This is a genomic window from Sulfurimonas sp. (genome assembly GCF_026196735.1).
Classification (GTDB): Bacteria; Campylobacterota; Campylobacteria; order Campylobacterales; family Sulfurimonadaceae; genus Sulfurimonas.
Genome location: NZ_JAPHUF010000002.1, coordinates 204,163 through 216,259, shown reverse-complemented (window position 1 = coordinate 216,259; position 12,097 = coordinate 204,163). Strand labels below are relative to the sequence as shown.

Below are 12,097 nucleotides of genomic sequence, written 5' to 3'. Positions count from 1 at the left end.
ATATAATCTACTTTAAATTTTATCAGGGGAAGTAATTGAGAGAAATTTTTAAACTCTTTAGAGTTCATCAATACATAAAAAATCTATTTATTTTTATGCCCCTGCTCTTCTCGTTCTCTTTTTCAAATCTTGAAAATAATCTCAATACTTTAGTAGCATTTATTTTATTTTCTATTCTTGCAAGCAGTATCTATATCTTTAACGACCTTATGGACATAAATGAAGACAGAGCGCATCCAAAGAAGAAGTATCGCCCTCTTGCAAGCGGAGCCGTATCAGCCAAAACTGCAAAGATGCTTATAGCACTTTTAGCACTGTCTTCACTTTTCATATCTTTTGTTTTTAACTTTGATCTTTTTCTTGTTCTTTTTGCATACTTTATTTTAAATATTGCCTATTCACTAAAACTAAAACACATCTCTATTTTAGATATATTCATAATAGCAACAGGATTTGTATTGCGTCTTTTTGCAGGCTCTGCAGTTACAGACATTGAGCTGTCGATGTGGATTATTCTTATGACATTTTTACTTGCTATCTTTTTAGCTCTTGCAAAACGCAGAGATGATGTACTTCTCTCCTTAGAAGGTCAAGAAACACGAAAAAATATAGACGGCTACAACTTAGAGTTTGTAAATGCTGCTATGGTTCTTATGGCGGGAGTCGTCATTGTCAGTTACATCCAGTACACTATCTCTGCTGAAGTAATAGCCAGACTTGGTTCTCATTACCTTTATCTGACTTCATTCTTTGTCATCCTTGGTGTTTTAAGATATATGCAGATTACTTTTGTAGAACAAAACAGCGGCTCTCCTACAAAAGTAGTTATCAGAGATATGTTTATGAAGCTCACTATTGCCTTTTGGCTTATAAGTTTTATCATGATTGTTAAGTTTATATGATTTTTAGATACGCCCTCTTCGCTATAATATCGACTATTGTAAACATACTGTTTCAGTATCTTACTTTTTTAGTTTATGATGGCTTTATATCTCTGTATGTAGCTATGTTTGTAGGTACGGTTGCAGGACTTGTTTTAAAATATGTGCTGGATAAAAAATATATCTTCTTTCATACTCCAAAAAGCAAAAAAGATGATGGTAAGAAGTTCATCTTGTACTCTCTTATGGGAGTTTTTACTACTTTTATATTTTGGGGTTTTGAGATTTGGTTTGACAACATGTTCGCGAGTGAAAATGCCAAATATGCAGGAGCTGTTCTTGGTCTTAGCATAGGTTATGTAGTAAAATACTTCTTAGATAAAACATTTGTATTTACTGATGGTAAAAAGGATTAAATTATGAGTTTAATTAGTTGGGGAATGTACCCTAAAATCAAAAACCAAAAATTTTCTCTAAGAGATGTGACTTCTTTAAATAGCTACATGTCAAATACTTACGAGTTTATCCCATTTGGAAACGGCAGAAGCTACGGCGACTCTGCAATAAACGAAAATATAGTACATGTAAAACCATATAACAACTTTTTAGACTTTAATGAGAAAAACGGCATATTGACATGTCAAGCCGGCGTACTTCTAAGCGAGATACTTGATTCAGTTGTAAAACGCGGTTGGTTTTTAAAAGTAACACCTGGAACTAAGCTCATAACAGTCGGCGGTGCGATTGCCTCTGATGTTCATGGCAAAAACCATCATATAGAGGGCTGTTTTAGCGAATGCGTAAAAGAGTTTACAATCATGCTTCCTGATGGCGAGACTACTACATGTAAAAAAGGCGATGAACTTTTCAAAGCTACATGTGGCGGTATGGGACTGACAGGTGTTATACTAACTGCAAAGATATCTCTTAAAAAGATAAACTCACAGTTCATAAAACAGACAACTATAAAAACAAAAAACCTAAAAGAGACTTTTGAGGCTTTTGAGAACAACAAAGAGTTACCCTACTCAGTCGCATGGATAGACTGTCTGGCTAAAGATGAGAACATCGGAAAGTGTCTGCTGATGGTAGGTGATTTTGCCGATGATGGCGACTTGGAGTATAAAAGCAAAAAGAAGTTGAGCATACCGTTTAACTTCCCATCATTTGCTCTAAACACTCTGAGTGTAAAAGCTTTCAACTGGCTCTACTACGCGAAAGCTCCAAACGGAATATCTAAACAAAAAGTAGGCATAGACTCATTTTTTTATCCGCTTGATGCCATCGGGAACTGGAACCGTATATATGGTAAAAACGGCTTTACTCAGTATCAGTTTATACTGCCAAAAGAGAACAGTTACGAAGGTCTGCAAGAGATTCTTACAAAGATTTCAAACTCCGGAAAAGGCTCATTTTTGGCTGTTTTAAAACTATATGGCAAAGAAAACGATAACTATCTTTCTTTTCCGATAGAGGGTTACTCTTTGGCGCTTGACTTTAAAATAGAAGAAGGTCTGTTTGAACTGCTGGATACTTTAGATGAGATAGTTCTCAAATACGGCGGTCGTATTTACCTCACAAAAGATGTACGGGTAAGCAAAGAAACTTTTGAGCATGGTTATCCACGAATTGAGAAATTTAGAGAGTTCAGAAGAGAGAATAATATGAGTGAAAAACTGCAATCATTACAATCAAAAAGGGTACAAATATGAGTTATGTTCTGATAATCGGCGCAAAAAGCGATATAGCAAAAGAAGTGGCAAGAGTATATGCAAAGAACGGTTACAACCTTTATCTGGCAGCTAGAAAGTCCGAAGAACTCGAAGATTTACAACAAGACATCGAAGTTAGAAGCGGTGTAGAAGTTAAGCTTAAAGAGTTTGATATTACTTCATATGAAACGCATGAAAAGTTTTACTCAGAGCTTGAAGAAAAACCTCTTGGCGTAGTAGTAGTTTCAGGCTACATGGTCGAGCAAAAACTAGCTCAAAAAGATTGGAATGAGTCTTTACAAACTATCAATGTTAACTATACAGGTGCGGTCAGCATCTTAAATATTATTGCTAATGATTTTGAAACTGAAAGACGCGGTTTTATTGTTGGTGTCAGTTCTGTTGCAGGTGACCGTGGCAGAAAAGCCAACTATATCTACGGAAGTGCTAAAGCTGCATTTACTGCATACTTAGGTGGTCTTAGAAACAGACTACATGAGAGCGGAGTACAAGTCCTTACTGTAAAACCGGGCTTTGTTAACACTAAGATGACTGAGCACCTTGATCTTCCTGAGAAACTAACAGCCGAGCCTGAAGATGTTGCAAACGACATTTACAAAGCACAACAAAGCGGAAGAAACATACTTTACACAAAATCAATCTGGATGCTTGTTATGCTTATTATCAAACATATTCCAGAGTTTATGTTTAAGAAAATGAGTATATGAGAGAATACTACAAAAAAGAGGTCAATATCCTCATTGCAATCTTTCTCTTTAAGATTGTTATTTTATCGCTGCTTCCTCTTACGGGAGATGAAGCATACTTTATCAAATGGGCAGACAATCTAAATCAGGGTTATTACGATCATCCTCCTATGGTTGGATGGCTGATTTACCTGATGAGTTATGTAAACGACTCGCATATATTTTTCAGGATGTTTCCTATTGCTACGACATTTGTTGTTGCCTGGGTTATTTACAAGATCGCCCTGCTTTATAAAGTACGCCCTTCAAAAGCATACTATACGGCACTTGTCTTTTTAGCTTCGCCGGTTGACTTGCTTTTAGCACTTATGACAAACGACATCGCTCTGCTTCTTTTTAGCTCACTTGGAACTATGTTTTTGCTTTACTCTTTAGAAAAAAAAGAGTGGTTCAGGTATGCCCTGCTTGCAGGCATCTTTTTAGGTGCTGCATTTTTAAGTAAGTATTTTGCAGTATTTCTTATGTTCTCACTGCTTATATTTTCGTTTTACATGTACAAAAGAAAAGCTACTAAAACTGTAGTTGTTGTTACTCTGCTCATACTGCTCTTTGTAGCACAGAACCTCTACTTCAACTATAACAGTTGCTGGAACAATATAATGTTCAACTTCTTTGCAAGAACTGAAAACAATGCATATAACTATAAAACTGTTCTTGGCTACTTTGGGATGATAATATACATCTTCACACCTTGGGGATTATACTATCTGTTTAAAACTCAGTTCACAAAGAGAAAACCGCTAAAAAGACTTCTGGTGTCTATCTTGGCAGTAGCATTTTTACTGTTTTTTATTGTTTCACTTAAAAATAAAATAGGTCTGCACTGGTTCTTGCTTTTCACTCCGTACATGTTCTTACTTTTTACCTTTGTGCATGAAAAAAGCCTAAACAAACTTTTCAAATACAATGCTATTTTTACTTTTATCCATATAGCTATACTTATGAGCATTTTACTGATTCCGACATCACTATTAGAAAACCATAAAAAGTATTCAGATATAGTTATGTACACACAGCCTGAGGAAGTTTGTAAAGAGCTGGATAAACTTAGTGATGATAGGATTTTTACTTCTAGTTACTCTACTGCTGCGGTTCTCTCTCACCACTGCAACAAAGACCTTACGGTTCTTTTTAGCACATCCAAATATGGAAGAATGGATGACAAACTGCTGGATGTGAGAACTCTTTCAGACAAAAACATTATATTTTTCAATAAAAAACCTATAAACGAGAGGGAATTAAAACAAGTTTGCGGCTCGTTCAAAGTTAAAAAAACAGAAATTGCAAAAGCTGATTTTTATATAGCTACATGTAAAAAGTTTGACTACGAAAAATATAAGACTTTTTACCTAGATGTGCAAAAAGAGAAGTTTTACAACATACCCGATTGGCTTCCTGTGGGTGAATGTTACTTTAATGACAGATACTATAATGATGATGAGAGCAAATGAATCTAGCACTGTTTGATTTTGACGGAACACTAACTTCAAAAGATTCACTTGATGAGTTTTTAAAACATAGTGTCAGCAGAAAAAAGTACATTCTAAACACGCTTAAGTTTATCCCATACTTCATTTTATGGCAAACAAAACTGATGAACAACGGCGTAGCAAAAGAACACCTTTTTAGAATATTTTTTAAAGGCGTAGATGAGAAAAACTTCAAAGCCATTGCAAAAAACTTCTCTCTAACAAAACTAGACCAAATAATGAGAAAAGACAGATTAGCAATACTAGAAAAACATCGACAAAATGGCGATAGAATCATTATAGTCTCAGCTTCTATGAAGTGCTGGCTGCAGCCTTGGTGTGATAAAAACAACATCGAGCTTTTATCAACTCAATTAGAGTTTAAAGACGGCAAATTTACAGGCAGGTTTTTAACTCCTAACTGCCACGGAAAAGAGAAAGAAAACCGAGTAAAAGAACTGCTACATGTAGAAGATTATGAGACCATATATGCCTACGGTGACAGTTCAGGCGATACAGAGATGTTAGCTATGGCTGATAAGGCTGTTAGGTACTAATTAAAAATCTAAAGGACTTATGACTTTAGCCTTATTCATCTCTGAAACAACATGTGTATAAATCATAGTAGTTTCAACACTTTTGTGCCCCAGTAACTCTTGAATACTTCTCAAATCTATCCCCGCTTGTAACAAATGAGTAGCATAAGAGTGTCTAAAGATATGCGAAGTTACTCGTTTATTTAAATTTGCTTTTTGAGAAGCTTGCTTTATATTTCTACCTAATGTTTTTGGATGGACATGATGCCTTCGTACAACTTGACTTTTGGGATCCTTAGAAACTTTTGTCATTGGAAATAAATATTGCCATTTTGTTTCACTTTTTGATTTTGGATATTTTTTTTCTAAGGCAAAAGGCATATACACAGTTCCATAACCGTTATTTATATCTTTTTTATGTAATTCTACAACAGCTTCAATTTGCACTGATAATCTTTGCTTTAACTTTTGAGGCAATGGAACAGTTCTATCTTTAAGCGATTTAGAATCCCAAACATAAACTTTATCAAATCCCATATCAATATCTTTAACTCTTAAATTTAGTACCTCACTCATCCTAAGCCCACAACCATACATAAGTGTAACTATAAGTTGATATATACCTGTAATATTTTCAATCACGTTTAAAACTTCTTCTTTTGTTAAAACTACAGGTATGTGTTTTCTTTCTTGGGCTCTTAAAGCTTGAATATTTTCATTGCTTAAATCTACACCTAAAACTTCTTTGTATAAAAATAAAATTGCAGAAAATGCCTGATTTTGTGTAGCAGGTGCAACTTTATTTTCAACTGCCAAAGAAGTTAAATATTGTTCTATTTCCACTTTTCCCATCTCTCTTGGGTGCTTTTTGTCATGAAATAATATGTAATGCTTTATCCAATAAATATAAGTTTTCTCCGTGGAAATACTATAATGCTTAAACCTAATTTTATCACGAACAATATCAAGTAATTTTTTTTTAATTTCCATAATTAACTCCTATCACTTAAGGGACACTATGTCCTTTTAATGAATTATTACACAAATAACGCAATAGTTTGTCTAAATAACGGCTAATTTCGTAATAAAAAGACATTTTATTTTTAAGGATAATAGAGCAAAAAAGCAAAACAAATTAAAAATATGTCAATTTGTCATATAATTTGATAAATTTAGATGTTTCTTTAATTTTAATAGGACATTTTTTTATGTTATTAATAATGTTATTTAAGGTAGTATTCACTACAATGGGCATCAATAAATAGTTATCTGAAAATGGGAGTATCAAAAAAATGACAAAGTTTTTAGAAGAAACGAATATTATAGATTATTCAAATCAAGACATACAAAAACTAGCAATGAGTTTATCAACTGATTGTAAAGCAGATGTAGAAATAGCAAAAAATTGTTTTGAATATGTACGAGATAATATAAATCATACTGGAGATTATAAAGATAATACCACCACATGCAAAGCAAGTGATGTATTAAAATATAAAACCGGATGGTGTTATGCAAAAAGTCACTTATTGGCAGCTTTACTGAGAGCTAATTATATCCCTACGGGATTTTGTTATCAAAGGCTAAGCTGTGGTGAATACAAAGAGGATATCTTTTGTCTGCATGGATTAAATGCAATATATCTAAAAGATTATGGTTGGTATAAAGTAGATTCAAGAGGAAACAAAGAAGGTGTAAATGCACAATTTAATCCACCTATTGAAAAATTAGCATTTGAATTAGGAGAAAATGAATTTAATTTACCAAAGATATATGAAAAACCATTAGAAATAATAGTTCAAACATTAGAAAAATTTAAAACTTATGATGAGATGATAAATAATTTTCCTGATATTGAACTTGCTAAAACAGATAACAAGAACGAGGAGACCAATAATTTACCCTAGCGGGAAAATTATTGCTCACGATAAACGTTATGCTACACAAGATAAAAAACTAAAATTTAAACTATAAGGGGTAGTTACATGGAAGAAATAAAAAAAATTAATGTTTTAGAATTGACTAATTCAAATGATAATTTAGAAGAAGTATTACAAAAAATATCTTCTAGTAATTCAATATTATTTACTGGTGCAGGATTTTCAAGTAATGCAACAAATATAGTAGGCAAAGAACCTCCAAGAGCCAGTGAGCTAGCTAAACTAATTGCAGAAAAAGGTAAATTTGATGGAGAAGGTGATTTAAAATTTTCTGCAAATTATTTTTTAAGAATAAAAAATGATATTGAATTAATTGAACTTTTAAAAGAACAATATACATTAAAAAGTATTCATCAATCGCATAAAGATATTTGTTCTATTCCATGGAGAAGAATTTATACAACAAACTATGACAATTCAATAGAGCTAGGACTAAGAGCAAATGGATTAATTGGAGAATGTATTACTCTCAATGAAGACCCAAAAGTATATTATAAAAAGAAAAATATATGTGTTCAAATTAACGGTAATATTGCTTCTTTGAATAGTGATGAGATTCCTGAAAGTTTTAAATTATCAACAGCTTCTTATCTATCAGCTGATTCTTTTTTAAATTCTAATTGGTTCTATTCATTTAAAAAGGATTTAGAAAAGGCTTCAGCAATTGTATTCGTAGGATATTCTTTATATGATATTGAAATTCAAAAAATATTATTTGAATCCAAACATTTTAAAGAAAAAACATTTTTTATCACTCATGAAGATAGCTCGAAGAAATCTCTATTTGAACTTTCTGAATTTGGGAAAGTATATACTATTGGAACAGATGGCTTTGCAAAAGAACTAATTCAAAATATGCCTAAAAAAGTTGAGCATGAATTTTGGTTAGATTGTTTTAATGCTTTTGAATTAGAAAATAATACAGAAGAGATTGAAGATAAGGATATTTTAGAATTTTTATTACATGGAAAGTTAGATAATAATTATGTAAATGATGCTATGACTGGAATACAACATTTGCCTTATTTAATAATAAGACAAGGTCTTACTCAGGCTATTGAACTTTTAAAAGATACAAATTGCTTAACAATCTTAAGTGATTTTGGTAATGGGAAAAGTGTATTTTTAAATGAATTGGCTTCACTCTTAACTATTAATGGTAAATCAGTATTTATGCTGAATAATATTGAAGGAAACTACAGTGAAGATATTGATAAATTGTTATCACTGAATAAAAAAATATATATTATTATTGATAATTATGAAAATTCTTTAGATATTATTAAGTATATTACCTTGATTAACTCAGATAATATAAAAATAATTTTAAGTACTAGAAGTTCAAATCATGGACATTACTATGATGATTTTCAAATTATTCAAAATTCATTAGAGCTAAATATTGATATTTTATCTCATGAAGAAGTTATATCTTTTTCTGATATTTTGGAAAATGCTGCATTATGGGGTGAGCAAGCAGGTCTTTCAACTGAGAAAAAAGTTGAAATAATTGAACAAAAAAATAAAAAACAAATTTCTCATACATTACTAAATATTCTTAATGCACCTCAAATGAAATCAAGGATTGATAACCTATTAGTAAATCTTTTTAAAAATAAGGAATACCAAGATACAATTTTAGCTATATGTATATTGGAAATTATGAATCAACCTTTAACATTTAGTCTTATTTCCGAAGTTTCTTTATCTAATGCAATTTTTAGTTCAGAGTTAACTCAAAATCCTGATTTTATTCAATTGTTTCCATCAAAGAATAGTAAGATTCTAACAAAGTCATCATTATATGCTAGAAACTTATTAAAAAATCACTTTAAAGGGCTATATACAATAAATAAATTATTAGATGTCGCAGAAAAATTCCAAAATTTACGTTCTAATGGAAATATTGAATCAAGTATTTATAGGGCATTACTTAAATTTTCTTTTATTGAACGCTCTCTACCTAATGAAAATAAGACAAATATGTTGATAAGATACTATGAGCAATTAAAAACTCGTATTGATAGACTAGAAAAAACTCCTCATTTTTGGCTTCAATATGCAATGGCAAGGATAGCAATAGATGATTTTAATAATGCTCAAAATTGTTTAGATACTGCTTATGCAAAGGCTTATGAAGGTTATGACACATCATATTTAGATGCTCAACAGTCAAGATTATGGATTCAACTTTCACTAAGAGAGCATGACCAAAATAAAAGTATGGAGTATTTTAAAAAAGCACATAAACTATTAACCAACTTATATGATGACCAATATAAATATAGACAAGTAGAAGTGTATAATGATTATTTTCAAGAAAAGTATACAAAACTATCTAATAAAAATAAAAGCCATTTTAAATCATATGTTCAAGATATGGCCAAAAAGCTAGATGGTTTACATAAAGGATACTTTACTGAAAGCAATAGAATGGATTACTGTCATCAAAAACTAAACGAAATTTTAGAGAATATTTAACAGATATATTTATTATCAGTTTACCGATATGGAATTTTAAAAGCATAACAAAACAGTGGAGCCAATAAATTACCTGCCGGCAATTCATCGGCTCATTTTAAACGTTATATTGAAATCAAATGATATAGTTACACATCTGTTAATAATTAAAAAATAAGGATTAATTTGTCCCTTGTTATTCTTGAATATGTGGATGTTCTTGGTGGAAAAAACGAAAAAAAAGTTTTAAAATTTTCTATGGATCTACTACCTGAATCCGTAAATAAAGAGTCGCTTTTTGTAATAAAGGTAGATGGTAAATCTATGCAACCTGTTATTAAAGACCGTGCCTTGGTTGTGGCTGATCTCTCCCAAAGAGTAGTACAGGATCAAGGAATTTATCTCGTCTATCAAAATAATAGCATGTGGATAAAACAAGCTAAGCAAGAAAATACTGGTATGACATTCGTCTCCATCAATAAAGCATTTTCACATTTAGTTTACAATGAAGTCGAAGTACGTGTTGTAGCTAAAGTAGTTTTATCTTTTAGTACTTTTTAATGATGTTATAGACGCTACTCTATGTGGGTTTTTAATTTTAAAAGTAAACATAACAAAACACAGGAGCCAATAGTTTACCGCGAGCGGAAAACTATTGCTCTCCTCAAACGTTCATCTCTCGCCAACGGCGAGGGATGAACGGTCAAGCCGAGTAAGTTCTTGTTTTCCTCCGCCTTACGGCTTCGGATAACAAGTCGCTGGAGCGAACACTCTTCCAACTCTATCGTATCAGTACCGCAAACTAAAGTTTGCTATACTGTTTCTCAGAGTATCGCTCGGCTTGACCGTTATCTTACTAAAAGGAAATATTAAATATGACAATAAAAGAATTTAAAGACTTAACAAATATGGAAGAGCCTGTCAAGCATTTAGAAACCTACCTTGAAACAAATATGGAATCTGTAATGTCAGGAAAAATTAATGAAATTGATATGATAAAGATGATAGGAATTATAAAAATATTTTGTCAAAAATATGACCTTGAAATATGCAGTAAATATTTAAAAAGCTTAAAATCAAGTGATCAACTTCCTAACCTCAGAGGATATCTACAACAAATTTACAAAGAAATTATATTTGTTTCACATAATGACTCTTTTGATAACCATTTTAATACAATTATTTATGATGTAACTGAAGATGAATTAACTGAAATAAATTCATTACTAAATAGTATAAAAGATAAAATTAATACTTCAAATATATTTGACGAGAAACAAACTATTAAAATAAATAAGATTTTAGAAAAATTAACGCAAGAACTTAACCAAGACATCACATCAATGAAAGGTATTTTAGGATCTTTATTTGAATTAAATATTTATTCCAATCTAGAACCTAAAGCTAAAGTACTACTCAAGGAATTAAAAGGACTTTTTAGCTTGACAGTCAATATTAATATTAAAGGAAACAACCTTCCTTTACTGAATACTATTTCAAGTGCTAATCAAGAGAACCTTTTACCTCAGATAACTGAAGATGGAGAAATTATAGATGTTGCTGAGGAGTAAAGATAACAAAACCTTGGAGAGAAATATTTGGCCCTGCGGCTCAAATATTTCTCAACTCAAACGTTAGTCTACAAAGGAACAAATTGAAAGAATATAGAAAAATTATAGATACTCCTGTAGTACTTTTAAAACTTGATGATGTAAAATCGTTAATGAAAATACTAATAGAAGGTATTCCTGAACATACTCATGCATTTGAATTTAGTATACACCATGATGATGTGCAGATAAGAGCAGATAACTTAGATGATTTGTTTTCACAAGAATTACCAAATGAGATAGATGGTCTAACATGTAGTGTAAAAGGTTGGACACAAGATAATACAATAGATAGAGGAATTTTTTTAAGCTTTAGAAAAACTGTTTCAGACTATCAAATACATGCACATGATGAAGCTTGGTTTCTAGGGAAAATAGAGCAAGTAAACTCCTTTTTAGAAAAGAAAAAACCATGGTATACAAATTTTTCTAAACATTTTGCTAGTTTAAACGGTATATTTACTGGTATATTTTCAATGATTTTCATTTTTTTAATAGCTAAGGAAATGTATATATTTTCATTAGCTCCACTGATAATGGTATATATTTTACATTCATCATTTCAAAAATATCAAGATGGTAAACTATTTCCAAAAACAAAAATAATACTAAAAGAGGATATTAAACGAACTAATTATGAACTATGGTCGTTTATCGTAAGTATATTAAGTTTAGTTGCTACTGGTGTAGGTGTTTTTCTTACTTATAATCCAGACTAACAA

12 protein-coding genes are annotated in these 12,097 nt (G+C 31.3%); 11 read left to right on the top strand and 1 reads right to left on the bottom strand.

Features of this window, described 5'->3' with window-relative positions:
- Positions 1 to 35 precede the first annotated feature (35 nt).
- Genes OQK60_RS01385 through OQK60_RS01360 form a run of 6 tightly spaced genes read left to right on the top strand, consistent with a single transcriptional unit; the run spans position 36 to position 5,386 of the window.
- Positions 36 to 902, top strand: a complete 867-nt coding sequence (locus OQK60_RS01385; protein ID WP_297683332.1) for a UbiA prenyltransferase family protein — start codon at positions 36 to 38, stop codon at positions 900 to 902.
- A complete protein-coding gene (locus OQK60_RS01380; RefSeq protein ID WP_297683330.1) occupies positions 899 to 1,297 on the top strand; it encodes a GtrA family protein in 399 nt (132 codons plus the stop codon). Before OQK60_RS01385 ends, OQK60_RS01380 begins: the two co-directional genes overlap by 4 nt.
- 3 nt (positions 1,298 to 1,300) lie before the next feature.
- Entirely contained in the window at positions 1,301 to 2,593 is a 1,293-nt protein-coding gene (locus OQK60_RS01375) for an FAD-binding oxidoreductase (RefSeq protein WP_297683328.1), read from the top strand.
- Entirely contained in the window at positions 2,590 to 3,321 is a 732-nt protein-coding gene (locus tag OQK60_RS01370) for an SDR family oxidoreductase (RefSeq protein ID WP_297683326.1), read from the top strand. The genes OQK60_RS01375 and OQK60_RS01370 overlap by 4 nt, the downstream gene beginning before the upstream one ends.
- Entirely contained in the window at positions 3,318 to 4,811 is a 1,494-nt protein-coding gene (locus OQK60_RS01365; protein WP_297683324.1) for a glycosyltransferase family 39 protein, read from the top strand. Before OQK60_RS01370 ends, OQK60_RS01365 begins: the two co-directional genes overlap by 4 nt.
- Positions 4,808 to 5,386: an HAD-IB family hydrolase gene (locus OQK60_RS01360; protein ID WP_297683322.1), complete on the top strand. Its 579-nt coding sequence runs from the start codon at positions 4,808 to 4,810 to the stop codon at positions 5,384 to 5,386. The genes OQK60_RS01365 and OQK60_RS01360 overlap by 4 nt, the downstream gene beginning before the upstream one ends.
- On the opposite strand, the gene OQK60_RS01355 is transcribed toward OQK60_RS01360, so the two are convergent.
- Positions 5,387 to 6,355: an integron integrase gene (locus tag OQK60_RS01355; protein ID WP_297683320.1), complete on the bottom strand. Its 969-nt coding sequence runs from the start codon at positions 6,353 to 6,355 to the stop codon at positions 5,387 to 5,389.
- Between the two features lie 302 nt (positions 6,356 to 6,657).
- Here OQK60_RS01355 and OQK60_RS01350 point away from each other — a divergent pair, with 302 nt between their 5' ends.
- The 5 genes from OQK60_RS01350 to OQK60_RS01330 all read left to right on the top strand — a co-directional run bounded on the left by OQK60_RS01350 (position 6,658) and on the right by OQK60_RS01330 (position 12,094).
- Entirely contained in the window at positions 6,658 to 7,272 is a 615-nt protein-coding gene (locus tag OQK60_RS01350; protein WP_297683318.1) for a transglutaminase family protein, read from the top strand.
- Positions 7,273 to 7,350: 78 nt separating this feature from the next.
- Positions 7,351 to 9,786, top strand: coding sequence for an SIR2 family protein (locus OQK60_RS01345; protein WP_297683316.1), 2,436 nt, complete (start codon positions 7,351 to 7,353; stop codon positions 9,784 to 9,786).
- A gap of 165 nt (positions 9,787 to 9,951) precedes the next feature.
- Positions 9,952 to 10,326 (top strand): S24 family peptidase, encoded by a 375-nt coding sequence (locus OQK60_RS01340; RefSeq protein ID WP_297683314.1) that lies wholly within the window; start codon positions 9,952 to 9,954, stop codon positions 10,324 to 10,326.
- Positions 10,327 to 10,640: 314 nt separating this feature from the next.
- The gene (locus OQK60_RS01335; RefSeq protein WP_297683312.1) at positions 10,641 to 11,336 is read left to right on the top strand and encodes a hypothetical protein; all 696 of its coding nucleotides are present in this window, start codon (positions 10,641 to 10,643) and stop codon (positions 11,334 to 11,336) included.
- 83 nt (positions 11,337 to 11,419) lie between these two features.
- Entirely contained in the window at positions 11,420 to 12,094 is a 675-nt protein-coding gene (locus OQK60_RS01330; protein ID WP_297683310.1) for a hypothetical protein, read from the top strand.
- Positions 12,095 to 12,097: the final 3 nt, after the last annotated feature.

What these genes read in the sequence shown, in the direction of transcription:
- OQK60_RS01380 (WP_297683330.1), top strand. Translation starts at nt 899, where the DNA reads ATGATTTTTAGATACGCCCTCTTCGCTATAATATCGACTATTGTAAAC.
- OQK60_RS01375 (WP_297683328.1), top strand. Translation starts at nt 1,301, where the DNA reads ATGAGTTTAATTAGTTGGGGAATGTACCCTAAAATCAAAAACCAAAAA.
- OQK60_RS01370 (WP_297683326.1), top strand. Translation starts at nt 2,590, where the DNA reads ATGAGTTATGTTCTGATAATCGGCGCAAAAAGCGATATAGCAAAAGAA.
- OQK60_RS01365 (WP_297683324.1), top strand. Translation starts at nt 3,318, where the DNA reads ATGAGAGAATACTACAAAAAAGAGGTCAATATCCTCATTGCAATCTTT.
- OQK60_RS01360 (WP_297683322.1), top strand. Translation starts at nt 4,808, where the DNA reads ATGAATCTAGCACTGTTTGATTTTGACGGAACACTAACTTCAAAAGAT.
- OQK60_RS01355 (WP_297683320.1), bottom strand. Translation starts at nt 6,355, where the DNA reads ATGGAAATTAAAAAAAAATTACTTGATATTGTTCGTGATAAAATTAGG.
- OQK60_RS01350 (WP_297683318.1), top strand. Translation starts at nt 6,658, where the DNA reads ATGACAAAGTTTTTAGAAGAAACGAATATTATAGATTATTCAAATCAA.
- OQK60_RS01345 (WP_297683316.1), top strand. Translation starts at nt 7,351, where the DNA reads ATGGAAGAAATAAAAAAAATTAATGTTTTAGAATTGACTAATTCAAAT.
- OQK60_RS01335 (WP_297683312.1), top strand. Translation starts at nt 10,641, where the DNA reads ATGACAATAAAAGAATTTAAAGACTTAACAAATATGGAAGAGCCTGTC.